The 24,143-nt window shown below is 63.4% G+C and carries 18 protein-coding genes; 9 read left to right on the top strand and 9 right to left on the bottom strand.

Annotation, left to right across the window (positions count from 1 at the left end):
• Positions 1-85 precede the first annotated feature (85 nt).
• Positions 86-514: a large conductance mechanosensitive channel protein MscL gene (mscL, locus tag NHF53_RS00660; protein ID WP_114362471.1), complete on the bottom strand. Its 429-nt coding sequence runs from the start codon at positions 512-514 to the stop codon at positions 86-88.
• A gap of 212 nt (positions 515-726) precedes the next feature.
• Here mscL and NHF53_RS00665 point away from each other — a divergent pair, with 212 nt between their 5' ends.
• From NHF53_RS00665 to NHF53_RS00670, 3 genes are all read left to right on the top strand, one after another.
• The gene (locus tag NHF53_RS00665) at positions 727-4,236 is read left to right on the top strand and encodes a hybrid sensor histidine kinase/response regulator (RefSeq protein ID WP_252832688.1); all 3,510 of its coding nucleotides are present in this window, start codon (positions 727-729) and stop codon (positions 4,234-4,236) included.
• Between the two features lie 224 nt (positions 4,237-4,460).
• Complete coding sequence (locus tag NHF53_RS24240; RefSeq protein WP_374591130.1) at positions 4,461-4,796, top strand: BA14K family protein; 336 nt, start codon at positions 4,461-4,463, stop codon at positions 4,794-4,796.
• Positions 4,797-4,998: 202 nt separating this feature from the next.
• On the top strand, positions 4,999-5,739 hold the full coding sequence (locus tag NHF53_RS00670) for a metallophosphoesterase (protein ID WP_252832689.1): 741 nt from the start codon (positions 4,999-5,001) through the stop codon (positions 5,737-5,739).
• A gap of 45 nt (positions 5,740-5,784) precedes the next feature.
• On the opposite strand, the gene NHF53_RS00675 is transcribed toward NHF53_RS00670, so the two are convergent.
• Complete coding sequence (locus tag NHF53_RS00675; protein WP_252832691.1) at positions 5,785-7,494, bottom strand: GH32 C-terminal domain-containing protein; 1,710 nt, start codon at positions 7,492-7,494, stop codon at positions 5,785-5,787.
• 179 nt (positions 7,495-7,673) lie between these two features.
• On the bottom strand, positions 7,674-7,883 hold the full coding sequence (locus NHF53_RS00680; protein WP_114362466.1) for a cold-shock protein: 210 nt from the start codon (positions 7,881-7,883) through the stop codon (positions 7,674-7,676).
• A gap of 299 nt (positions 7,884-8,182) precedes the next feature.
• On the opposite strand from NHF53_RS00680, the gene NHF53_RS00685 reads away from it, so the two are divergent.
• On the top strand, positions 8,183-9,214 hold the full coding sequence (locus NHF53_RS00685; protein ID WP_252832693.1) for a glycerophosphodiester phosphodiesterase family protein: 1,032 nt from the start codon (positions 8,183-8,185) through the stop codon (positions 9,212-9,214).
• Between the two features lie 93 nt (positions 9,215-9,307).
• Here NHF53_RS00685 and NHF53_RS00690 read toward each other — a convergent pair whose 3' ends face one another.
• The 3 genes from NHF53_RS00690 to NHF53_RS00700 form a co-directional block, all read right to left on the bottom strand.
• The gene (locus NHF53_RS00690; protein ID WP_252832695.1) at positions 9,308-11,521 is read right to left on the bottom strand and encodes an FAD-dependent oxidoreductase; all 2,214 of its coding nucleotides are present in this window, start codon (positions 11,519-11,521) and stop codon (positions 9,308-9,310) included.
• A gap of 16 nt (positions 11,522-11,537) precedes the next feature.
• Positions 11,538-12,746, bottom strand: coding sequence for an acetyl-CoA C-acetyltransferase (locus NHF53_RS00695; protein WP_252832696.1), 1,209 nt, complete (start codon positions 12,744-12,746; stop codon positions 11,538-11,540).
• Positions 12,747-12,820: 74 nt separating this feature from the next.
• Positions 12,821-14,614 carry an acyl-CoA dehydrogenase C-terminal domain-containing protein gene (locus NHF53_RS00700; protein WP_252832697.1) on the bottom strand — a complete coding sequence of 598 codons (1,794 nt, stop codon included), beginning with the start codon at positions 14,612-14,614 and terminating at the stop codon, positions 12,821-12,823.
• 388 nt (positions 14,615-15,002) lie between these two features.
• Between NHF53_RS00700 and NHF53_RS00705 the strand changes: the two genes are divergently transcribed.
• From NHF53_RS00705 to NHF53_RS00715, 3 genes are all read left to right on the top strand, one after another.
• Complete coding sequence (locus tag NHF53_RS00705) at positions 15,003-18,665, top strand: peptidoglycan-binding protein (protein WP_252832698.1); 3,663 nt, start codon at positions 15,003-15,005, stop codon at positions 18,663-18,665.
• A gap of 206 nt (positions 18,666-18,871) precedes the next feature.
• Positions 18,872-19,798 carry a sulfite exporter TauE/SafE family protein gene (locus NHF53_RS00710; protein ID WP_252832699.1) on the top strand — a complete coding sequence of 309 codons (927 nt, stop codon included), beginning with the start codon at positions 18,872-18,874 and terminating at the stop codon, positions 19,796-19,798.
• A 5-nt stretch (positions 19,799-19,803) separates the two neighbouring features.
• Entirely contained in the window at positions 19,804-20,607 is an 804-nt protein-coding gene (locus tag NHF53_RS00715; protein ID WP_252832701.1) for a TIGR02186 family protein, read from the top strand.
• Positions 20,608-20,613: 6 nt separating this feature from the next.
• Here the strand turns inward: NHF53_RS00715 and NHF53_RS00720 are convergent, their stop codons facing one another.
• Entirely contained in the window at positions 20,614-21,123 is a 510-nt protein-coding gene (locus NHF53_RS00720) for a helix-turn-helix domain-containing protein (protein ID WP_252832702.1), read from the bottom strand.
• A 93-nt stretch (positions 21,124-21,216) separates the two neighbouring features.
• Here NHF53_RS00720 and NHF53_RS00725 point away from each other — a divergent pair, with 93 nt between their 5' ends.
• A complete protein-coding gene (locus NHF53_RS00725) occupies positions 21,217-21,777 on the top strand; it encodes a dihydrofolate reductase family protein (RefSeq protein WP_252832703.1) in 561 nt (186 codons plus the stop codon).
• 10 nt (positions 21,778-21,787) lie between these two features.
• On the opposite strand, the gene NHF53_RS00730 is transcribed toward NHF53_RS00725, so the two are convergent.
• Positions 21,788-22,375, bottom strand: coding sequence for a TetR/AcrR family transcriptional regulator (locus NHF53_RS00730; RefSeq protein ID WP_254007812.1), 588 nt, complete (start codon positions 22,373-22,375; stop codon positions 21,788-21,790).
• Between the two features lie 88 nt (positions 22,376-22,463).
• Between NHF53_RS00730 and NHF53_RS00735 the strand changes: the two genes are divergently transcribed.
• The gene (locus NHF53_RS00735; protein WP_252832704.1) at positions 22,464-23,414 is read left to right on the top strand and encodes an alpha/beta fold hydrolase; all 951 of its coding nucleotides are present in this window, start codon (positions 22,464-22,466) and stop codon (positions 23,412-23,414) included.
• On the opposite strand, the gene pdeM is transcribed toward NHF53_RS00735, so the two are convergent.
• The gene (pdeM, locus tag NHF53_RS00740; protein WP_252832705.1) at positions 23,411-24,136 is read right to left on the bottom strand and encodes a ligase-associated DNA damage response endonuclease PdeM; all 726 of its coding nucleotides are present in this window, start codon (positions 24,134-24,136) and stop codon (positions 23,411-23,413) included. The genes NHF53_RS00735 and pdeM overlap by 4 nt on opposite strands.
• Between the last annotated feature and the right edge of the window lie 7 nt (positions 24,137-24,143).

The raw sequence follows: 24,143 nt of genomic DNA on the forward strand, positions 1-24,143 counted from the left end.
ATCCCATGACAATGCGTGAGCCTGGGATCGATTTCGGTGATGGATCCTACGCTCCAGCGACTATTCCCGATCGCCCGGGTCGTCGTCAGCTTGCCCTCGTCTTCAGCAGGTCGCGGATCTCGGTGAGCAACTGGATGTCGGCCGGCGGCGGCGCAGCTTCGGCCTTGGCTTCCGGCTTCTTTTCCAGCGATTCACGCATCGTGTTCACGGCCTTCACCATCAGGAAGATGACCCAGGCGAGAATCAGGAAGTTGAGGATGACCGATATGAAGTTGCCGTAGGCGATCACCGGCCCCTGCTCGCGGGCGGCGGCAAGCGTCGTCGCCGTGACCTTGCTGCTCAACGACAGGAAGTAATTGGAGAAATCTAGCCCGCCGAAAGCACCGACGATCGGCATGATGATGTCGTTGACGAGCGAGTTCACAATGAGGCCGAAGGCGCCGCCGACAATGACACCGACGGCCAGATCCATGACGTTGCCACGGGCTATGAATGTCTTGAACTCGTTGAGCATTGTTATCTCCCTGACGTTTCGTGAAAGAATCTGCACGTCTCGACCAACCCGGATGCACGACAATGCTAATGAAAGTCTCGGCTGTCGGAAACCGGCAATCGTCGTCACTCCCCATCTTCGACTTAAGATCAATTTTCCCACGATTTAAAAAGGCTTGCACTTCCCGTAAGCTTTGTCGAATGGATGTAGGACGCTCGTGACGAGGAGAAAGCGTGCTTCCAGGGTGGATCATCTTCGTATCGGCCTTCGCCTATCTGCTGCTGCTCTTCGCGGTGGCGAGCTATGGCGACCGGAAGAGCCGGCTCTTCGGCGTGCCCGCGGGCGGACGCCCGGTGGTCTATGCGCTGAGCCTTGCTGTCTATTGCACCTCCTGGACCTATTTCGGCGGCGTCGGGCTCGCGGCTGAGCGCGGGCTCGAATTCACGGGCATCTATATCGGACCGATCCTCATGTTCACGCTCGGCATGCCGATCATCCGTCGGATCACCGAGCTTGCAAAGGCGGAGAAGCTGACCTCCGGGGCCGACTTCATCGCCGCGCGTTACGGCAAGAACCCGATCGTCGGCATGCTCGTGACGGGAATCTCACTGGTCGGAACCATTCCGTATATCGCCCTGCAGCTGAAGGCGGTTTCGAACTCTGTCGCGGCGATGGTCGATCCGTCCGATTATGGTATCGGCACCGGCAACCTCTATTTCGTCGATCTGCCGCTGCTGGTCGCGATCTCGCTTGCCTGCTTCGCGGTGATCTTCGGCACGCGCCACACCGACGCGACCGAGCATCAGGACGGCCTGATCCTGGCGATCGCCATGGAATCGGTGGTCAAGCTCGTCGCCTTCTGGACGCTCGGGATATCGGTCGTTTTCTTCCTCTTCGACGGGCCGGCCGATCTCTGGCGAACCGCCAGCCAGGCGCCGGCGGTCATGGAGGCACTCTCCTACCAGACGCCGATCAGCCGCTGGCTGCTGCTGATCGGGCTTTCGGCCTTCGCGATCATCATGCTGCCGCGCCAGTTCCACGTGACGGTCGTGGAGAACCGCACGGCCCGCGAACTCAAGACGGCCGGCATCCTGCTGCCGCTCTACCTTGTCGCGATCAATCTCTTCGTGCTGCCGGCAGCCGTGGGCGGTATCCTGACGTTTGGGGGCACGGGCGATGCCGATCTCTACGTGCTGTCGCTGCCGCTCCACAACGAGATGGAACTCGTCTCCCTGATCACCTTCCTCGGGGGGTTCTCGGCGGCGACTGCGATGGTCATCGTCGCTTCGGTCGCGCTGGCGATCATGGTCTCCAACGACATCGTGCTGCCAATCTTCCTGCGTCAGAAAGTGCTCGCACGACCGAGCCAGCGCGCCGACTTCGCGAAGACCCTGTTGCACATCCGGCGACTGTCGATCCTCGGCGTCGTGCTCCTCGGTTACCTCTATTATCACTCCGCCGACAACACGAGCGGCCTCGCCTCGATCGGCCTCCTGTCCTTTGCCGCGATCGCACAGATCGCCCCCTCGCTCTTCGGTGGGCTGATCTGGCGCCGCGCCAATGCCCGCGGCGCGATCCTCGGCCTGAGCATCGGCATCTTCGTCTGGGCCTATCTCCTGTTTCTGCCGAGCTTCGGCGTCGGCGACAACGCAGAACTTGCCTCGACCATCCTGAGCTTTCTCTTCCCGGGGGTCGCGACCTTCAGCGGTCCCGAGACTGACCCTCTCGTCAACGCGACCATCCTCAGCCTGCTCCTCAACACTACCGCGTTCATCCTCGGTTCGGTCAGCCGCAACCTGAAGCCGGTCGAGCGCATCCAGTCTGGCATCTTCGTCAGACGGCATCCACGTTCACAGTTCGCCACGCGCGGCTGGAAGACCCGCGTCAGCGTCGGCGACCTCAAGGCGGCGATCGCCCGCTATCTCGGCGAGGAGCGGATGGAGCGGTCGTTCCGCAGCTACGAGCAGGCGGCGGGACGCCACCTCGATGACGACAGCCCGGCCGATATGGCCTTTATCCACTTTTCCGAGCAATTGCTCGGCAGTGCGATCGGCTCGTCGTCGGCACGGCTCGTCCTGTCTCTGATGCTGCAGAAGGCCGAGGACACCTCAGCCGATACCGCCTGGCTCCTCGACCAGGCGAGCGAAGCCCTGCAATACAATCAGGACATGCTGCAGACGGCGCTCTCGCAGATGGACCAGGGTATCGCCGTTTTCGACAGCACCAATCGGCTGACGATCTGGAACCGGCGCTTCCGTACCCTTCTCGACCTGCCGGAACACGTGGGTCAGGTCGGTTACCCGCTGACCGACATCATCGCCATCCTCTCCGGTCGCGGCGATGTGCCGGTGGGTGAGCAGACGCAGGTGGTCCGCAACTTCCAGCGTTTCGACAAGCCGTTCCAACTGGTGCTGCAGGGCGGCGAGCGGATCATCGAAGTCCGGTGCAATCCGATGCCTGACAAGGGCATCGTCGCGACATTCAGTGATATCACCAGCCAGGTGGCGGCCGACAAGGCTCTGAAGCAGGCAAACGAAACGCTCGAACAGAGGGTGAGCGAGCGAACCGCCGAACTCACCCGCGTCAACCATGCGCTTGCCGAAGCGCGCGCCGCGGCGGACGACGCGAATATCGGCAAGACCCGCTTCTTCGCCGCCGCGGGCCACGACATCCTGCAACCGCTGAACGCTGCACGGCTCTATTCGTCCTCGCTCGTCGAAAGGCTGGGCGAGTCGGAAAACAGCACGCTGGTGCGCAATATCGACTCCGCCCTGGAGTCGGTCGAGAACATCCTCGGCGCCGTTCTCGACATCTCGCGCCTCGACACCGGCGCGATGAAGCCGCGGCTGACGGCCGTTCCGCTGCAGGAATTGCTGGAGCGGATCGAAACCGACTTCCAGCCTATGGCGCGGGAAAAGAACCTGAAACTCGTCGTGATGCCGACCTCGCTCAAGGTGCATTCCGATCCCAACCTGCTGCGACGCCTCGTACAAAATCTCGTTTCCAACGCCATCAAGTATACACCCTCCGGCAAAGTGCTGGTTGGCGCACGTCGCAGCGGCAAGGACGTCGTCATCCAGGTGATGGACTCGGGTATCGGCATTCCGACCTCCAAGTTCCGGACCGTGTTCAAGGAGTTTGCGCGCCTCGACGAGGGCGCCAAGACCGCCTCCGGGCTCGGCCTCGGGCTTTCGATCGTGGACCGCATCGCCAAGGTCCTGAACCACCCCGTGCAACTGTCCTCGAAAAAGGGCAAGGGCACGACCTTCAAGATCGTGGTGCCGCGGGAGCGTGACGTGCAGGGTGCCGTCAGATCTGCGGTCACACAGGGTGCACGAGAGGTGGTGCAACCCTTGAGCGGCCTGAGGGTTCTTTGCATCGACAACGAGCCGAACATCCTCGACGGCATGGCGGTGCTGATGTCCGGCTGGGGATGTGAGGTCGAGTGTGCCGGGTCGATCGCGGACCTCGATCCGATCGTCGCCAGGAGCCCGGTGCCGCCGGACATCATCATCGCCGACTACCATCTCGGGGACGGCAGCGGCATCGGGGCGATCCTGCGCCTGCGGACCCTCTACGGCGCCGAGGTGCCGGCACTGCTGATTACCGCCGACCGGACGATCGAGGTCCGCACCGAAGCCGAACGCCACAATATCGGCCTCCAGCACAAGCCCGTGAAGCCGGCGGCGCTTCGCGCCTTCATCACCCACATTTCCGGACTGAAGCGCGCTGCCGCGGAATGACGGCGTTTCCGGAAGCGCCATAGGACTTGACCCAGGTCAAGGATATTTGCCGCCGATGTGCTAATTTAGATCTTGTTGAACTTGGTGGATTCCGCCGATGGCGCGTTTTCCTGCAAGCGCGGAGGCTCGTCTCTGCCGTGTCTGCGACTGTGACTGCCCTGTTCCGCATCGTCGAGAAGGTCTATGACATGTTTCGGCATCCACTGCGTTTACTGACAATCGGGATGACGTGCCTCGCCATTGCTACGTCTAGTGTGGCCGCTGCGACCCTTCCCGCCGCTCCCGCAGCGCCGGCAACCGCCAGCGATCTCGATCTCGTCCAGTGGCCACCGCCACCGTGGTATCGTCCACCTCCGCCATGGTACTACCGCCCAGCGCCGCCGCCCATATGGTACCGTCCTGCGCCGCCGGTCTACAGACGTCTTCCTCCACCGGTGTACTATCTGCCATCGGCTCATGTGCGATGGTGCATGAACCGCTACCGGTCGTACAACCCGCGGACGGACACCTATTTCGGTTTCGACGGGCGCTTCCATCGCTGCAGGAGCCCGTATCGCTGAGGCGACCGGAAGGAATGGTGAGACGGCCACGCGGCCGTTTGCGCGTTGTTGCCTGACACCTGCCGACCCGCGGCATTTCGAGCGCGGTCCGAGGTATGGACGGTATTCCCTTATTCTGCCCCATGCTTCTTCCGGCCAATAGCGCGACGGACGAACGCACCCCAAATTGGTGCTGAAGTTCCAAATGCGCCAGGGAGGGGCCATGCGGATTGCCATTCTTTCGGATATCCATGCCAACCGGCAGGCGTTCGAAGCGGTCCTTGCAGCAGCCGAGACGCAGGGTGCACAGCGCTACGTCATCCTCGGCGACATCGTCGGCTATGGCGGCGATCCCGGCTGGTGCGTGCAAAAGACGATAGAGCTTTCGGAGAAGGGCGCCGTGGTGATCCGTGGCAACCACGATCAGGCGGTCTCCGATCCGGGCGTGTCGATGAACGAGACGGCGCGGGCCGCCATGGAATGGACGCGCACGCAGCTCACCGCCGACGAAAAGGCCTACCTCGCAACGCTGCCGTATGAAGCGACCGATGAATGCCGGCTCTACGTCCATGCGGACGCCTCCTCGCCGCAGCGCTTCCGCTACGTGACCGACACCGAAGCCGCCGACAACCACTTCGCCGCCTGCACCGCACGGATCAGCTTCTGCGGCCACGTGCACCGGCCGGCGCTCTACGCGCTTGCTCCGAGCGGCAAGATCACCAGCTTCTCTCCCTACACGGCCACCGGCATTCCGCTCCAGCAGCAGCAGCGCTGGCTCGCCGTCATGGGCGCGGTCGGTCAGCCGCGTGACGGCAATCCGTCGGCAGCGTTCGGCCTCTACGACAGCGAGACGCGCGAACTGGAATTCCGCCGGGCAGGTTACGACATCGAGACGGCAGCCGCGAGGATAAGGGCGGCGGGGCTGCCCGAGAGCCTGGCCACCCGGCTCTTCAGGGGCAGGTGACGACATGATTGCGAAGGCTCGCCGAGAACAGGGGCAGAGAACCCGTCAGAGCCGCAGCGACCAGACCGTGGCATGGGCGACATTCTCGGTCCCCGCCGCAAACCTGGCGGCTCGGACCGGCTCGAGCCCGGCAATCCGCTTGGTGCCGACAAACCGGCCGTGATCCGCAAAGACCTCGATCGAACCATAGTCGAGAAAGATGCGCAGCCGCCGCACTTTCGCGCCCGGCGCGATGAAATTCGGCGACGGTCCATCCCCGACACGATGGCGGATCGAAAGGCCGGCCTCATCCTGGACGAGGGCGAGGTCCACGTTCGCATGATCGAACTGGAGATCGAAGGGCGCACCCGGCTCCTTGAGCTCGAAGAGGATTTCGACCGCACCGCGGAGGAACGACACGCCCTGTCCGGCGGCCAGGCGCGTGCGGTCGAGAATGTAGCCTCTGAGGCTCTCGGCCGCACCGATCGGCGGTGTCAGAAGCCCGTTGCCGCCGAGCTTCAAGGTGCGCGGGAGCGTCATGGCCGTCGGGAAGTCGATGGTCGGCGAGGCTTCCGCCCAATTGGCGAGCCAGCCCATCCCGACCGGCGCATCACCGTCGAGAAACGCCTGGAAGGCATAATTGTCGGCGCCGAAGTCCAGTTCCTGGATGAACTCGCGCGAAAAGTCTCGCCCGTCGAACCAGCCGACCTCCGCCATGGTGAGATTGCGCCGTCCGGTCGCCGCGTCGACGCTGTTCATCAGCCCGTAGATCAGCACCCAGCGAGTTGCAGGGTCGGTCAGGACGCCGTCGAGCGGCAACATGCAAGGACATTCGATGGCCGTCGTCGCATGACGCTTCTCGACCAGGAGCTTGCCGAGATAGGTCCAGCCTCCCGCGGCGGTCACGTCCAGCGTCTCGTAGAGCAGGATAACCCCACCCTCCGCGCTCTGGCTGCCGAGAAGCATCTTCCAGTGTCCGTCCGGGCCTTTGAACACGTAAGGATCACGGAAATCAAATGTGAGGCCCTCGCCCTCCGGACGACTGGGCAGGATGACCTCCGCCTGTCCGGCACTGAAGAGGTCCGACGAGGTCGCCGTCATCTGGATCTCCTGCTCCGGTGCGCGATCCTGCACCTTCTCGGTGAAAAAGACGCGGATGCCCGGTGCGTTCGGCAAGGCGATCGCCGACCCGGAAAAGGCGCCTCCCCGCCGGTCCGGCCGTGCCATTAGATCCTCCGACGGGAAGAGAAAGATCGGCAGATGCCGCCAGCGCAGATAGTCGGAGGAGACGGCATGGCCCCAGTGCATGTTGTTCCACCGCAGGCCGTGCGAATAGTGCTGGTAAAAGAGATGTGGCCTGCCGCCGAAACGGCCGAAACCGTTCGGATCATTCATCCAGCCGAAGGGCGGGCGAAAATGATAGGACTCAGGCAGGTCCGGCGGTGCATTGGCCGGGTTGGTGTGCACGACGGTTATTCCCGTCTCCAGCACCTCCTGGGCGGTGAACCAGTAGGCGACTGAGACGGAGGTGGTGTCCGTGTCGTAGCTTATCTCGACCGGACCGCCGCCGAAGACGTGGTAGATGCGGAAAGAATATTCCTCGGCGTTGCTGGCGATCACCTCGCCGAACTTGCCGTTCGCATTGGAAAAGGAAAGGGCGCCCTGGATGCCGGGCACCATGGCCTTCAGCCAGATATGCCACACCGCATTGACGGGCAGATCCGCCTGGATCGTGCGCAACGTGGTCCTGGCCGGCGCTTTTGCTCTGTCGTCCATCGCAGCTCCTTTCCCTTCATAGAAGCCTAGGGCAGCGCCGAAACAAGTAAAGGGACGATCGTGAGCATAGCGTGGCAAGTCCGTCGCAAACAAAAAAAGGCCGGGCGAACCCGACCTTCCCTTGATCTCGACAAAGCGCGCCGGCACATCCGTGCTCGCGCTCCGGAGAACAATTCCGATTAGAGAGCCTGCAGGTTGTCCGCAGAGGTCTTGCCAGAGCGCTTGTCGCGAGCCAACTCGAAGGAGAGCTTCTGGCCTTCCTTGAGCTCGCGCATGCCGGCGCGTTCAACGGCAGAGATGTGGACGAAGACATCCGCAGAACCGTCGTCCGGCTGAATGAAGCCGTAGCCCTTGGTGGCGTTGAACCATTTTACGATACCAGTGTTCATGACGATTTCCTTTTCAATCGCGTCGAAAGTTGTGCAGCATGCGGGTGCTGCGGTGGTGTAACCGATTTTGAAGGGAAGTTCGCCAGAACGGCACCAACGGCCGGGACAGAGTTCGTCTAGCAAGATCGATGGCGATACAACTAAGTGCGGATTTCGTCTTTTGCAAGACGTTTCCGGCGAAATCCGCGACATCGGCATCGAGCTCCCACACTGTCATCGAAGATTCACCGATCCGTCACGCCTTTGTGACCGAGCCCGCCTATCCGCTCTCCTGACGAAACAGGATGGAGGATTGACCGATGCGCCGCCTCGCCCCAATGCTTGCCGCCGTTCTTCTTGTGGCGCCGACGATTGCCACAGATGCCTCCATGCCGGCCGGTGGGCGTAGTTCCCAGATCCGCGAACGCCTGAGCGACGCCAACCGCTGGCGCGACCATGTGATGGTGGTGGCGCACCGGGCGGGATGGAAGGAAAGCGGGCAGACCATGCGCCCCGAGAATTCGAAGGCGGCGATCGACAATTCCGTTTCGCTCGGGGTTGAGCTGGTCGAACTCGACGTCCGCCGTTCGCGCGACGGCGCGCTCGTGGTCATGCACGACCCGACGCTGGAGCGCACCACCACCTGCGTCGGCGCGGTGAGCGACCACACGCTCGAGGAGCTTCGCCGGTGCCGGCTGAAAGTCGAGGCAAGCGGCGCAGTGAGTGCCGAACCCGTCCCGACCTTCGAGGAGATGCTGACCCACGCCCGCGGTCGGATCCTCGTCAACGTCGACAACAAGCTGGAGCCGGAAGACCTGCCGGACATCGTCGCGGTCGCACGTCGCCTCGGGATGGCTGACGGCATCGTCGTCAAGGCGCCGATCTGGAACGAGGAACGGCTCGCCCGAACGAAGGCGGTGCTCGATCGCATCGGGGGTGACGTGCTGTTCATGCCGATTCTCGCCGATGATGCGGTCCGCGACGCGAGCTTCATCGAGAAGGTCGACAGACAGGTGGCGGCTCCGGCCGCCGAACTGGTGGTCTGGCACAAGGATGGCACGCCCGGCCCGACATCGGACGGCGGCCCGCTGTTCTCCGCCCAGGCGCGTGCGGTTGCGATCCGCAACAACACCCATCTCTGGATAAATACCTATCCGATTACCGACCGGCCCGAGGGAATGGTCGCCGGCGGGCGTGGCGACGGGCTCGCAATGTCCAGCGGACGTCCGGACGATGTCTACGGCTTCTGGATCGACCGCGGTGTCACCGTCATCCAGACCGACGAGCCGAAGGCGCTGATCGGCTGGCTCGAGCGGCAGGGGTTGCGGAGGCCCTATTCGACCGGATCGTGAGACGTCGGGCACCGAGGCCGTCAAAAGAGAAAGGCGGCCGGAGCCGCCTTCCAAATTCATTTCCTCGCTCTCTCGCGAAAGAATGGTGCAACGTTACGCTGCCTTTTCCACCTGGCCGTAGGGATTGAAGCGACCGTAGAAAGTCTCGCCCTTGGCGGCCATGTCGAGAAGCAGCGGCGTCGGCTTGAAGTGGTCGCCGTAGGAGGCTGCGAGCTTCTCGCAGAGTTCCACGAAGGTCTTTACGCCCATGCCGTCGATGTAGGAGAGCGTGCCGCCGGTATAGGGGGCGAAGCCGAAGCCGAGGATAGAGCCGACATCGGCCTCGCGCGGATCGGTGACGATGCCCTCTTCCATGGTACGGGCCGCTTCCAGCGCGATGGTGACGAGCAGACGCTCCTGCAGGGTCTTGACGCTGACGTTCTCCGGCTTCTGCTGCGGATAGAGCTCCTTGAGGCCGGGCCACAGGAACTTCTTGGCGGGCTTCGCCGGATACTCGTAGAAGCCCTTGCCGTTCTTGCGGCCGCGACGGTCGAGTTCGTCCACCATCTTGTCGATGAGCTTCATGTGCTCGGGCTTGACCGAGGCCTCGCCCAGATCGGCAATCGAGGCGCGCATGATCTTCTGCGAGAGGTCGACGGCAACCTCGTCGTTCAGAGACAGCGGACCGACCGGCATGCCGGCGAACTTCGCCGCATTCTCGATCATCACCGCGGGCACGCCCTCGGCCAGCATGTCATAGGCTTCGTTGATGTAGCGGAAGACGCAGCGGTTGACATAGAAGCCGCGGGTATCATTGACCACGATCGGCGTCTTCTTTATCGCCGCGACGTAGTCGAGCGCGACGGCAAGCGCCTTATCGCCGGTTTCCTTGCCGAGGATCACTTCGGTCAGCATCATCTTCTCGACCGGCGAGAAGAAATGCACGCCGATAAACTGGGCCGGACGCTTCGAATTCTTGGCGAGACCGGTGATCGGCAGCGTAGAGGTATTGGAGGCGAAGATCGCGCCCTCCGGCAGAACGGCCTCGACGGCCTCGATGACGGCCTTCTTCACGTCGCGGTCCTCGAATACGGCCTCGACGACGAGGTTCGCATCGGAGAGCGAGGCGTAGTCGGCAGACGGGGTGATGAGAGAGAGCAGCTTTTCGCCGTCTTCCTTCGACATCCGGCCCTTGCCGACCGCGCCGGCGACGAGGCCTTCGGACACGGACTTGCCCTTGTTCGCCGCCTCGATGTCGCGGTCGATCAGCACCACCGGGATGCCTGCCGCTGCCGTCACATAGGCGATGGACGCGCCCATGAAGCCGGCGCCGACGACGCCGACCTTGTTGAGTTCGGTCTTCTCGACGCCTGCCGGGCGACGGGCGCCCTTGCCGAGCTCCTGCATGGAGACAAAGAGCGAACGGATCATGCCGAACGCTTCCTTGGTCTGTACGATCTGCGTGAAGTAGCGCTGCTCGATCCGGAGACCGGTGTCGAACGGCACCTGCAGACCTTCGTAGACGCACTTCAGGATGGCGAGCGCGGCCGGATAGTTGCCGGCGGTCTCGCGGCGCAGGATGGCGGAGGCGGCCGGCCAGAGCTGGGCCGACGCCGGAGTCCAGATGCCGCCGCCGGGCACCTTGAAGCCCTTTTCGTCCCACGGGGCGACGGGTTTCAGACCATCCTTGATCATCTGCTTGGCGGCCGAGATCAACTGATCCGGCTCGACGACCTGATGGACGAGGTTCATCGCCTTGGCGCGGGCGGCGGTCAGGCTCGAACCCGTGGTCATCATCTGCAGGGCGTCCTGCGTATTGGCCAGACGCGCAACACGCTGGGTTCCACCGGCGCCCGGGAAGATGCCGACCTTGACTTCCGGCAGCCCGATCTTGAGCGACTTGGCGTTCGAAGCAACCCGACCGTGGCAGGCCAGCGACAGCTCCGTCGCGCCGCCCATGCAGGTACCGTTGATCGCCGCGACCCACGGCTTGCCGCAGGTCTCGATCTTGCGCCACAGCCAGGTCATGCGGCCGGCGGCGTCGAAGAGCTTGCGGACCGCCCCGGCGGGATCTTTCGCCTTCTCTTCCTCGAGCATGGAGAACATGCCCTTGATCATGGTGAGATCGGCGCCGCCGGAGAAGGTCTTCTTGCCGGAGGTGAAGACCACGCCCTTGACGTTTGCGTCCGCAACCGTCTGGTCGACGATCTTCTCGATCTCGTCCATCACCTCGACGGTGAAAACGTTCATCGACTTGTCGGGCATGTCCCAGGTGACCAGGGCAATGCCGTCGGCGTCGGTTTCAATGGTGAAGTTCTTGTAGGTCATATTCTTCCTCCCCGGATCAGACGCGTTCGATGACGGTCGCGGTACCCATCCCGGCACCGATGCAGAGCGTGACGAGCGCGGTGTTGAGATCACGGCGCTCCAGCTCGTCGAGAACCGTGCCGAGGATCATGGCGCCGGTCGCGCCGAGCGGATGCCCCATGGCGATCGCGCCACCGGCAACGTTCATCTTCGAGTGGTCGACTTCGAAATGCTGCATGAAGCGCAGCACCACGGCGGCGAAGGCCTCATTGAGTTCGAAGAGGTCGAAGTCCGAGATCTTCATTCCGGTCCTCTTCAGGAGCTTTTCGGTGACGTCGACCGGACCGGTCAGCATCAGTGCCGGGTCCGAGCCGATATTGGTGAACGCGCGAACGCGGGCGCGGGGCTTGAGGCCCATCGATTCACCGCCCTCCTTGGAGCCGATCAGAACGGCGGCGGCACCGTCGACGATGCCCGAAGAATTGCCGGCGTGGTGAATATAGTTGATGCGCTCGACTTCCGGATGGGCCTGGATGGCCACGGCCTCGAAGCCGCCCATTTCACCCGGCATCTGGAAGGAGGGCTGCAGCTGCGCCAACGCCTGCATGTCGGTGCCGGGACGCATATGCTCGTCGCGGTCGAGAATGACGAGGCCGTTGGCATCCTTCACCGGGATCACCGACTTGGCGAAATGGCCCTTCGCCCAGGATTCGGCCGAACGTCGCTGGCTTTCGACGGCATAGGCATCCACGTCGTCGCGGGAGATGCCGTACTTCGTGGCGATGAGGTCGGCCGACACGCCCTGCGGCATGAAATAGGCCGGGAAGTTGACCGAGGGGTCCATGTACCAGGCACCGCCCGACATGCCCATGCCGATACGGGACATCGATTCGACGCCGCCGGCGATCACGATGTCGTCCGAGCCGGACTTGACCTTGCCGGCGGCGAGGTTGACCGCGTCGAGACCAGAGGCGCAGAAGCGCGAAATCTGGATACCGGGCGCGCTGAAAGCATAGCCGGCCTCGAAGGCGGCTGCCTTCGGGATCACGGCACCGGCTTCCATCACCGGATCGACGCAGCCGAAGATGATGTCGTCGACGGTCGAGGTGTCGAGGCCGTTGCGGTCACGCAAGGCCTCCAGAGCCTTCGCCGCGAGGCGAGGCGTCGGTACTTCATGCAGCGCACCGTCCTTCTTGCCGCGGCCGCGCGGCGTGCGCACGTGGTCATAGATATAGACTTCGGTCATGGTTTCTCTCCCTTGGGCGCCTGGGCGCCGGAAATTCATTGTCCCTCTCCTCCCCAGCGGGGAGAAGGTGAAAATCAGAAGGCCTCCGCGGCCATCTCCATGATGGTGTCGGCGCCTGTCTCGATGCGGCTCTTGCGCAGCGCGGTTTCCGGCATGATCCGCTCCATGTAGAAGCGACCGGTGATCAGCTTGTTCTTGTAGTAGTCGGCGTCGCCGGTGCCGGCGGCGAGATTGTCCTTGGCGGCCTTCGCCATCTTGGCCCACATGTAGCCGAGAACGACCAGACCGAAGAGATGCATGTAATCGGTGGAGCCGGCGCCCGCGTTGTCGGGCTTGGCCATGGCATTCTGCATGAACCACATGGTGGCCGCCTGCAGGTCGTTCAACCCCTTCTTCAGGCCCTTGGTATAGACCACCATCGCCTCGTCGCTGCGATGTTCCTCGCAGAAGTCGCCGACTTCCTTGAACAGCGCCATGACGGCGCGGCCACCGTTCATGCCGAGCTTGCGACCGACGAGATCGAGTGCCTGGATGCCGTTCGCACCTTCGTAGATCATGGCGATGCGGGCATCGCGGACATACTGGCTCATGCCGTGCTCCTCGATGTAGCCGTGGCCACCGAAGATCTGCTGGGCCATGACGGCGTGATCAAAGCCCTTGTCGGTGAGGACGCCCTTCAGGATCGGCGTCATCAGGCCGAGGATATCGTCGGCTGCCTGGCGTTCGGCAGCGTCGCCCGAACGGTGGGCGATGTCCGACTTCAGCGCCGTCCACAGGGTGAATGCGCGGCCGGCCTCGGTGAACGCCCTGATGGTCAAGAGAGCGCGGCGGACATCGGGGTGTACGATGATCGGATCGGCTTTCTTGTCGGGCGCTTTGACACCGGAGAGCGAACGACCCTGGATGCGTTCGCGGGCGTAACTGGCGGCGTTCTGGTAGGCCACCTCGGCAATGGAGAGGCCCTGCAGACCGACACCGAGACGCGCCTCGTTCATCATCACGAACATGGCGGCGAGACCCTTGTTCTCCGCGCCGATCAGGTAGCCGGTCGCCTCGTCATAATTCATGACGCAGGTGGCGTTGCCATGAATGCCCATCTTGTGCTCGATCGCGCCACAGGAAACCGTGTTGCGGGCGCCGACGGAGCCGTCTTCGTTGACCATGAACTTCGGCACGATGAAGAGCGAGATGCCTTTCGTGCCTTCCGGTGCGCCCTCGATGCGGGCGAGCACCAGATGGATGATGTTCTCGGTCATCCCGTGTTCGCCGGCCGAGATGAAGATCTTCTGACCCGAGATCTTGTAGCTGCCGTCGGACTGAGGAACAGCCTTGGTGCGCAACAGGCCAAGGTCGGTGCCGCAGTGCGGCTCGGTGAGGTTCATGGTGCCGGACCAGGTGCCTTCGACCATCTTCGGCAGATAGGTCTGCTTCTGGGCGTCGGAACCGTGAACGAGGATCGCCGCGATCGCGCCCTGTGTCAGGCCCGGGTACATCATCAACGCCATGTTGGCGGACGACATGTACTCGCCGACGGCCGCATGCAGGGTATAGGGCAACCCCTGCCCGCCAAATTCCTGCGGAACGGCAAGACCGATCCAGCCACTCTGGCAATAGGCGTCATAGGCCTCCTTGAAACCCTTCGGCACGCTGACGTTGCCGCTGTCGTCGCGCTTGCAGCCTTCCTGGTCGCCGGAAAGGTTGAGCGGGAACAGCTCCTCTTCCGCCAGCTTTGCGGCTTCGCCGACGATCGCCTCGACCATGTCCGGGCTTGCCTCCTCGAAGCCGGGCAGGTTGTGGTAACGTTCGAGGCCAAGCACGTCGTTGAGCACGAAAAGCGTATCGTTAACCGGGGCCTTGTAGACAGGCATGTGTCATCTTCCTCCGAGACTGATCCTGACAGCGGGTGTGGTCGCTATAATATTGACGTTTGCGTAAACGTCAATTCGTCGCGACCGCAAATTTCGCCGCCCTTCCCCGGGAGCGGAATATCGATCCACGATAGCGCCGGAGTGCCGCAGAAATCTTACAAATCGTTAAAAAAGAAACGCCAGGTTAACGGCTTGTTTACCACGTTTCGCGAAATGTAGGCGGTGAAGCGTGATGATCCGGGGGTGCACTGCCGAGCAACTGGGTGTCAGGAAACTGCACAACAGGGACTTCGGAGCCAAGAGAAAACCAGCGCCGACGCCACCACCGTCAGCCACGCCGAGGAGCAAAGCTCGCCTGATGCGGGCCAATTTCGAAGCGAGCACGAACATGAACGGATCGCGATCCAACCCTTCCCGTCCCGGCGGCTCATCCTCCCTGGATGCGTTGAGCCGTACCATCGAGGGGCTGGAGGCACGCATCGAAGGGCTCATGAACAACAATCAGCGGAGCGCACGGCTTTCGCAGGATCCCCGCCGCGACTTTGCCCCCGAGAGCCGCGATCTTCGTGATCGCGACCCGCTCGCCGAAATCCGGCAGCGCCAGCGTGCCCTCGAGGAAGGGAGGGGACGCGCGTCCGAGCCGCGTTCGCAGGAACGCTACGATGACCGCAATGCACCGGTCCAGCGGTTTGCCCCGCAGCAGCCGGCAGCCCGTACCCAGCCCGACGCCGCCCGGGAGATCAGCCAGGCACTGCTCGGACTGCGCCAGGAGCTGAAGCACGACATCGCCGAAAGCCTCGCCGCAGAGATCGGCTCTCTTCGCTCGGAGATGCGCAGCATCCGTACACTTGCGGAAGATCGCCGTCCCTCCGAAGACATGCGCCAGGACATCGCGCGCCTTGCCGACGGGATCACCGAGCTCGGTCGCTATCGGGCTCCGGGCACCGAGCGGCTGCAGGCGGAATTCGAGGAACTGCGCTCGCTCATGGACGGGCTCGCACGGGAGGATTCCGTGCGCCATATCGAGCGGCGCTGGGACGACCTCGAAGAGCGCCTCGACGGCCTCGATGCCGGCGCGCTGCGCTCGGAACTCCTCTCGCTCGCCGACCGGCTCGACGACATCAAACGCCATATCGGCAATATCGGCGACCACGGTGCGATTCGCGCCCTCGAAGACAAGCTGGTAACCGTCGCGACTGCGCTCGAACACATCGGCGCCCATATTGATCCCAGCGAACGCATGCTGATGGAGCAGTTTGCCGGCATCGACATGCGGCTCGACGAAATCACCCGGGCCATCGCAGCTGGAAGTCGCCACAGCGGTTCCGGCTCCGATGCGGTCTCGATCAGCCGCATCGAGGATCGCATCGCAGGCATCGCCGAGCAGATCGAAGCGATTGCGGGACGGGCCTTCGAACAGCAAGATCCGGCGATCGATCTCGGCCATCGGCTGGAGACGCTCACTGCCCGCATCGAGGAACTCGGGACGCAACGAACCGCACGCCGGCTCGAGGAACGGCTCGACCAGCTCTCCGAGCTGCTCGAGCGCGGCCAGCCGAGTGGTCCCCAACCCGAGCTCACGGGCTATCTCGCCGACATCTCCCGCAAGATCGACGCGCTCGACCAGGGCGCGGTCAGCGATCGGCTGGCCGATCGCCTCGACGTACTTGCCGAGCGCATCAGCTCCCTTGCGGTCCCCGCCCCGACAGGCTCAGCCGGCGATCCTGCGTTCCGCGAACTCGAACAGCGGCTCAACACGATCGTCGACCGGCTGGAAGAGACGGCTGCGGCCCCTGTCCAGGACACGTCCGCACTGCGCGGCCTCGAAGAACAGATCGCCCATCTCTCGACGCTGATCAGCAGCGCGCCATCGGATGCCGGCGCCGGCAACGAGGCCATGACCGGCCGCGTCGCGGCGCTTGAGGACTACATCGCCACCAGCGATGAATACATCATCGAAGCGGCTCGCCAGGCGGCAGAGACCGTGATGGAAAGCTATGCGCAGACGCAAGGGGGCCGCGGAGACGCCTCGGGCGCCGACCTTAGCGCGCTTTCGGCACTGGCCGAGCACCTCAAGGACCTGGAAGCGGTCAGCCGGAATTCGGAGGAGCGGACCCACCGCACGTTCGAGGCCCTGCACGACACTCTGGTCCAGATCGCCGAAAAGCTCGACCAGATCGACAACCGCGTCGGCTCGCGAGACAGCATCGGTGCCGAGAGCCCCGCTCCGGCTCGCACCGCGGAAGCGGCGGCAAGCCGACCTGCACGTGCCGAGATGCAGGCTGTGGCCGTGGCCGACGACATTCCGGCGCCCGCCGATATCCCGGAAGCGGAATATGTGCTCGATGCACCGGAGCCGGCGCACAATTCGAAGGCCTCTTCAAAGAAGGCGGCAAAGCCAAGCCTGCTCGCCGGGCTCGGCAAGCGTTTGCGTCCCGGTCAGAAGAAGGAAGGCAGCGGACCCGTACAGCGCACTCTGGTCGATCCGAGCCCGTCGATCGACCCTTCGGAGATGCTGCCTCCCGAGGACGCCAACGAATTGCTCGAACCCGGCTCGGGCGCGCCGGACGTGCGCAAGATCCTGGAGCGGGTCCGTGCGACCCAGGCAGCACAACGCGAGGCCGGTGCCGGAAACGGCGCCGCATCGGACGGCGATCGCACCGACTATATCGCCGCCGCCCGCCGTGCCGCCCAGGCTGCCGCAAGCGAGATGGACCGCGCCTATCGCGCCGGATCCCCCAAGACGGAAGCCGGCAAGTCGACGGGTTCGGCACTTTCGCGCTATCGCCGGCCGATCCTGATGGCTGTCGGCGCCGTGCTGCTCGTCGCGATGGCAATGCCGCTCGTCAACACGTTGCTGCGTGACGATAGCACGCCGCTGGTGTCGGCCGAGGCTCCGGCCGCCTCCGGCGAGGCCAGCGACGCACAGACGACCACAGGCATGTCGGTCACGGAGGAAGCACCCGCAACCGCGAAGATCGACGGTGAGACACCGCCGGCGAATTCGGATGCCACGCGCGCTCCGTCCGGACCTTCAGCACTCACTGCTCCCGTTCCGCTCGACGAAAGCGGCAAGCTCACGCCTTTGGCTCCCGCGGATGCCGCAAGTGCGCAGAGCGCCGCGGCCACCCCGCTGCAGACGGCGACCGAAGGGCAAGCTCCCGTCGCCACAGCCGTTGCGGCACCGGTGGAATCGATCGCCGTACCGGACGCCATCAAACCCGCCTCGCTGGTCATTGCCGCCAAGCAGGGTGATCCGCTCGCGCTCTTCGAGGTCGCAGCACGCTACTCCGAAGGCCGCGGCGTCGACGGTGACTTCGCGGAAGCCGCGAAGTGGTACAAGATGGCTGCGGACAAGGGCTTCGCACCGGCGATGTACAGATTGGCGAACCTTTACGAAAACGGCAGCGGCGTCGAACGCAACGTCGAGACGGCCAGACACTATTACGAGCTCGCCGCCGAAAAGGGCAATGCGAGCGCCATGCACAACCTCGCCGTCATGCACGCTTCGGGCGCCACCGGCACGCAGGATTATCCGACCGCGGCCAAGTGGTTCGGCAAGGCGGCGGAACTCGGCGTTTCCGACAGCCAATTCAACCTGGCCATCCTGAACGCGCGCGGCAACGGCGTTCCGCAGAACCTCGTGGAGTCGTACAAGTGGTTTGCGATCGCCGCCAAGGCGGGCGACAAGGACGCCGCCAAGAAGCGCGACGAGGTTGCCAACGTCATGGCTCCGGATCAGCTCGAAAAGGCGCGCGCCGCGGTCGATCTCTGGAAGCCGCAGCCTTTGGACCCGCAGGCCAACTCGACCGATGTTCCCGACGAGTGGGCCGGCAAGGGCGTGAAGACCGCCAGCGTCGACATGAAGAAGGCAATCCGCAACATCCAGGGTATTCTGAACAACAACGGCTTCGACGCCGGCGTACCGGACGGGATGCTCGGTGAAAAGACGGTGGCAGCGATCAAGGCCTTCCAGGCGTCGGTCGGCATGGAACCGACGGGAAAAGTCACCGACAAACTGGTCAAGGAACTGCTGGCGCGCAACAAATGACGCGCCCTGTCACAAAACCGGAAAAATGGGCGCGTAAAGCCTTGCCGCATAATTGACAGGTCTGGCCGGCGGGCGCATGAAAACATGACGGAGGTCAAGCTCTGCCAATGACTTGACCCGGTTTCATCCCTCTTCGGAGCCGCCGGCAACAACCGACGCTTTCCATTCCCCCGCTTCTGCGGGGCGTTCGCATTTCGAGGCTGCCCGTGACAATCTACCTGCCGATCGCAGAATTGTCGGTGAACATCTTCATCATTCTCGGCATGGGCGCGGCCGTCGGTTTTCTGTCCGGCATGTTCGGCGTCGGCGGCGGCTTTCTCATCACGCCTCTCCTGATCTTCTACAACATCCCTCCGGTCGTGGCGGTCGCGACCGGCGCCAACCAGGTCGTCGCCTCTTCCGTTTCCGGCGCGATCACCCATTTCCGACGCGGCACGCTGGACGTGAAGCTCGGAATCGTGCTGCTGGTCGGCGGTCTTGCGGGAGCGACGGCAGGTATCTACATCTTCTCCTGGCTGCGCAGCGCCGGGCAGCTCGACCTCTTCATCTCGCTACTCTACGTCGTGTTTCTCGGGACGATCGGCAGCCTGATGCTGATGGAGAGCCTGAACGCGATGCGGCGGGCCGCGCGCAACGAACCCGCAACCCTGCGGCGACCGGGCCAGCACATCTGGGTGCACCGCCTGCCCTTCAAGGTGCGTTTCAAGAAGTCGAAGATCTACTTGAGCATCCTGCCGGTCATCGCGCTCGGCTTCGCCATCGGCGTGCTCACGTCGATCATGGGCGTCGGCGGCGGTTTCATCATGGTGCCGGCGATGATCTATCTTCTGCGCATCCCCACGAATGTCGTCGTCGGAACATCGCTCTTTCAGATCATTTTCGTCACCGCGTACACGACTGTCGTACAGGCGACGACCAACTACTCGGTCGATATCGTGCTGGCATTCCTGCTGATGGTCGCCGGTGTCATCGGTGCACAATACGGTGTCCGCGTCGGCCAAAGACTGCGCGGCGAACAGCTCCGCGCGCTGCTGGGGCTACTCGTGCTTGCCGTCGGCGTGCGCCTCGCAATCGACCTGGTGGTGACGCCTGAGGATCTCTATTCGATCGCGACCGGCGGAATGGGGGGCTGATGCCGATGCGCGCGAAGCTCCTTGCCGTCGTCACAGTCCTTTCGGCGTTTTTCGCGAGCGAGGCCGCCGGCCAGGTGCCGTTCCAGCCGACCACTCCCGACATGGAAAGCCTCGACATCGGCACCTCGACCAGCGAAATCGCCATCACGTCAGATTTTCGCGGAGCCGATCTCACGATCTTCGGGGCGCTCACGAACACCGACGCGCTGCTTCTCGCCATCGGCCAGTACGATGTGGTGGTAACTCTCGAGGGGCCACGCGACGAGGCGACGGTCCGTCACAAGGAGCGGCTCTTCGGCATCTGGGTCAACCGCAATTCGATGACGTTCGAGAGGATGCCGCAGTCCTATTCGCTGGCGAGCACGCGACCGCTCGACGAGATCACCGCGCAACAGGCGCTCGTCGATCTCGGCCTCGGCGTCGACCACATGCCGCTCACGCCGACCGGCTATTTTCAGAGCGCGGCCAATCTTGCCGAATTCCGGGAAGCCTTCCGCCGCCTGAAGCAGACCAACGGGCTCTACCAGAGCGACACCGGGGGCGTGCGCTTCGTCAGCGCTAGCCTGTTCAAGGCAACGCTGAAGCTTCCCGCCAACATTCCGGACGGCGTTCATATGGTCCGGGCCTATCTCTTCAAGAGCGGCGAATTCCTCGCCCAACGTGAACTGCCGCTGCGGGTCATCAAAACGGGGATCGAAGACTCCATCACCCGCGCCGCGCATGACCAGCCCCTGTCCTATGGCGTTCTGGCTGTGCTGCTGGCATTGATCACCGGCTGGAGCGCCAGTCTGATGTTCCGCCGCGACTGAGCCCGATCACTCTTCGGCGGCCTCCATCCTCGCCTTCGTCGCCAGATAGGCCTCCGTCAGCCTCGACAAGGCCGAAGGCGTGCCTTCGGGCATTGGAACGCCGAGGTGGAGAAAACGCAATTCGTCCATGAAGTCCCGCCATAAAGGCCGCCCGCCCTGCTCGAGCAACTCCGCTCGAATTGCCAGATCTTCGGAAACGGCGAGATACCGCCTTCCCCATGCACCCATTTCGGCAAACAGCGGTACTAGCTCGATCGACATTTCGGTGAGGCTGTAGATCGCCTTCTGCTTGTGGCTCGGATCGTCGGTCCGCGTCAGCAGCCCCCTTTCCACCAGCCTCTTCAGCCGGTCCGCAAGGATGTTCGAGGCGATCCCCTCCTCCGAATTCTGCAGCAGCTCTCGGAAGTGCCGGCGATTGCCGAACATCACGTCACGTATGACGATCAAGCTCCAGCGATCCCCGAGGATCTCCAGCGTCAGATTGATCGGGCAACCGGAACGGTGCGTCAGGTCCATTTTCCTCTCCATGAAACCACTTGCATTCTAAAATCAGTTTGACTAGCCTTCAACCGCTTGCATTTTGCAATCGGTTTTGAAACGGAGGAGACGATGCGCAAACTGATCATCTGGAACCTGATGACGCTGGACGGCCATTTCGAAGGAAAGACGCCCTGGGATCTGGGCTTTCACGAGCTCGTCTGGGGCAACGAACTGCGTGACTATTCGCTCGAAATCGGCCGGCAGACGGACTTGCTGGTTTTCGGCCGAAAGACCTATGAAGGCATGGCCGCCTACTGGCCTGATGCGACCAATGAACTGGAGATCAAGGCCTACATGAATTCGGTCGCGAAGATCGTCGTGAGCCGAAGTCTCGACAGGGCAGACTGGAACAACACGCGCATCGTTCGCGATCTCGTTTCGGAATTGAAGGCGCTGAAGCAGCAGCCGGGCAAGGACATCTTCATCTTCGGTAGCGCCGAACTCTGCGACAGTCTGCTGAAAGCGGACCTGATCGACGAAATCCGGCTCTGCCTGGTGCCGGTCGTGCTGGGTGGTGGCAATCCGCATTTCAAGCCGGCCGAGACACCGAGGCCGTTTACGCTGCTCGAAAGCAGGCCCATCAAGACTGGCGCCGTGATCCTGCGTTACGCGCCAGTCGACAGGGCGTGAGGCGTCCGGCTCAAGCCGAGCGGCCGTCCATCGCCGCGGCGACCAGCGTCGCGGCGGCGGCACCGGCCGTCTCGATGTAACCCGGATCACGATTGAGGAGCACGACGGCGAATGCACCGTCGATGAGGAGGACCACCTGTCTTGCGAGGGTCCGCGGCTGCTGCACGCCTTCCGCCTCGAAGAGGTCCGCCAACCAATCCTCCAGGCGCCGTTTGTGGGCGGCGCCAATCTTCATCGCCGGATGCCCCGGCATGTTGGCCAGCTCGGCCGAGGTTCGCAGGAAGCCGCAGCCCTTCCACTTCGGGTGGCGCGCCGACCTCGCGAGACCCGCGAAAACGGCCTTGATCCGCTCCGGCAACGGCCCCTCACTTTCCCGGTACCAGTGCTGGAACTTTGAAAAGCTCGGCTGGTCGCGTCCCGCCAGGTAGGCGGCCACCAGATCGTCCTTGCTCGCGAAATGGTAATAGAGCGTCCGCTTGGTGACGCCTGCCTCCTCGGCGACGGCGTCAACGCTCACGCGCCGGATGCCCTCGTCGTAGAAAAGCCTGGCTGCGGCGGAAACGATACGGTCGCGGGTCGGTATCTCGGAGATCGCCATGGAGAAACATGTATACCGACCAGTGAGTGTGCACAAGCCATGCCCGCTGCTAGCCTTGGCCGCATCGACAGCGACAGAGGAGGCGGCGATGGCAGAATACAGTCAAACGCAGGAACGCTCCGGGCATCGTGCACATGATGGGCTACAGCCCGTCAAAGGACGGGAGATCACGTTACGGTGCAGGGACGGCGTGACACTCCGTGGCCATGTCTGGAGCGGTCGCGCTGATCCTCTCTGCGGGACGGTGATCGTCAATCCTGCGACCGGCGTTCGCGCGCGCTATTACCACTACTTCGCCCGGTTTCTCGCCGAACACGGCTTTGTGGTCCTGACCTATGACTACCGCGGCATCGGGCTGTCGCGGCCCAACCGCCTTGCCGGCTGCGGCTTTCGCTGGCGCGATTGGGGCGAACGCGATTTCGACGCGGCGCTCGACTTCGCCGATAAGATCGGCGGTGGCCCCGTCTTGGTCGTCGGCCACAGCATCGGCGGATTTCTGCCGGGCTTTGCCACAAATGCCAAGCGGATCGACCGGATGCTCACCGTCGGCGCGCAATATGCCTACTGGCGGGACTATGCGGCCCGCGAGAGGCTGCGTCTCTTTCTCAAGTGGCATCTGGCGATGCCGGCCTTGACGGCACTCTTCGGCTATTTTCCCGGAGAACGTCTCGGCTGGCTAGAGGATCTGCCGGCGGGTGTCGCGAACGAATGGAGCTTTCGGCGCGCGCGCATGGAGCTCAGCTATCCCGCGCGGGAACGGCAGGCGATCCTGAATAACTTTTCCGCCGTGACTGCGCCAATCCTGGCGATCACCGTGGCGGACGACGAGTTCGCAACGGTGGCGGCAATCAGACGAGCACTTCGATACTATCGACACGCGCCGACGACGGAGGTCCTGCTTTCGCCCGCCAACCTCGGCGTGGACCGGCTGGGACATTTCGACCTCTTCCATGCCCGTCACGCCACCGGTTTCTGGATCGACGCGCTGCTATGGCTGCGCGACGGCATCAATCCCTGGCCGGACAAGGCACCTCTTTAACCGAGCAGACTGCCGAAGCGCACGGAATAGATCCTGTCCCGTCCGAGAAGATGCGCAATCAGCGCCGTCTGGTCGAAGAGGCCGGAAAAGGCACGGTGGCGCAGATCGAGGCCGCCGGTCAGGACGCCGAAGGCCGGCATCAAGAGGCGAATGCCGTCGGTCGCGAAACAGGCACGGCGGACCGACTTTTCCCGCCGGCGGACGGTTGCCGAGGGGTGCAGATGGCCGGCGATTTCACCTCGTCCGTCGATCAGCGAGGGTTCGTGGCGGAAGACGAGATTGCCGAAGCGCAACTCGTCGGCGGATCGTCCCGGCAATTCGACCACGCCGTCGGGATCGTGGTTGCCGTTGATCCAGATCCACTCACGACCGCGCGCCATCGCCGCGATCATCGCGCGGAAGTCCGGCGGCATCAGCGACGAACCAACGCGGTCATGGAAATTGTCGCCGAGACTGACGACGATCGCCGGATTATACCGTGTGACGACCGTTTCGAGGCGCCGCAATGTCGAGAGCGTATCGTAAGGCGGCAGCAATTGCCCGCGGCGGGCGAAAGCCGCTCCCTTCTCGAGATGCAGATCGGAGACGACGAGAAGGTCGAGGTCGGGGAGATAAAGCGCTCCGGCAGGATCGCAAACCGCGCCGACGCCGGCGACGGAAAATTCGGCCGTCAATTCGGCGCTTCCCGAAAGCGTGCTTCTCAGTGCCGCGAGCCGGTTCATCCGCTTG

The sequence above is a fragment of the Ciceribacter sp. RN22 genome (assembly GCF_024054295.1).
Classification (GTDB): Bacteria; Pseudomonadota; Alphaproteobacteria; order Rhizobiales; family Rhizobiaceae; genus Allorhizobium; species Allorhizobium lividum.

Bases quoted from the DNA above. Each gene is read 5' to 3' on its own strand.
- mscL (WP_114362471.1), bottom strand. From the start codon at position 514: ATGCTCAACGAGTTCAAGACATTCATAGCCCGTGGCAACGTCATGGAT.
- NHF53_RS24240 (WP_374591130.1), top strand. From the start codon at position 4,461: ATGACGTGCCTCGCCATTGCTACGTCTAGTGTGGCCGCTGCGACCCTT.
- NHF53_RS00670 (WP_252832689.1), top strand. From the start codon at position 4,999: ATGCGGATTGCCATTCTTTCGGATATCCATGCCAACCGGCAGGCGTTC.
- NHF53_RS00675 (WP_252832691.1), bottom strand. From the start codon at position 7,494: ATGGACGACAGAGCAAAAGCGCCGGCCAGGACCACGTTGCGCACGATC.
- NHF53_RS00680 (WP_114362466.1), bottom strand. From the start codon at position 7,883: ATGAACACTGGTATCGTAAAATGGTTCAACGCCACCAAGGGCTACGGC.
- NHF53_RS00685 (WP_252832693.1), top strand. From the start codon at position 8,183: ATGCGCCGCCTCGCCCCAATGCTTGCCGCCGTTCTTCTTGTGGCGCCG.
- NHF53_RS00690 (WP_252832695.1), bottom strand. From the start codon at position 11,521: ATGACCTACAAGAACTTCACCATTGAAACCGACGCCGACGGCATTGCC.
- NHF53_RS00695 (WP_252832696.1), bottom strand. From the start codon at position 12,746: ATGACCGAAGTCTATATCTATGACCACGTGCGCACGCCGCGCGGCCGC.
- NHF53_RS00700 (WP_252832697.1), bottom strand. From the start codon at position 14,614: ATGCCTGTCTACAAGGCCCCGGTTAACGATACGCTTTTCGTGCTCAAC.
- NHF53_RS00705 (WP_252832698.1), top strand. From the start codon at position 15,003: ATGAACGGATCGCGATCCAACCCTTCCCGTCCCGGCGGCTCATCCTCC.
- NHF53_RS00715 (WP_252832701.1), top strand. From the start codon at position 19,804: ATGCGCGCGAAGCTCCTTGCCGTCGTCACAGTCCTTTCGGCGTTTTTC.
- NHF53_RS00720 (WP_252832702.1), bottom strand. From the start codon at position 21,123: ATGGACCTGACGCACCGTTCCGGTTGCCCGATCAATCTGACGCTGGAG.
- NHF53_RS00725 (WP_252832703.1), top strand. From the start codon at position 21,217: ATGCGCAAACTGATCATCTGGAACCTGATGACGCTGGACGGCCATTTC.
- NHF53_RS00730 (WP_254007812.1), bottom strand. From the start codon at position 22,375: ATGGCGATCTCCGAGATACCGACCCGCGACCGTATCGTTTCCGCCGCA.
- NHF53_RS00735 (WP_252832704.1), top strand. From the start codon at position 22,464: ATGGCAGAATACAGTCAAACGCAGGAACGCTCCGGGCATCGTGCACAT.
- pdeM (WP_252832705.1), bottom strand. From the start codon at position 24,136: ATGAACCGGCTCGCGGCACTGAGAAGCACGCTTTCGGGAAGCGCCGAA.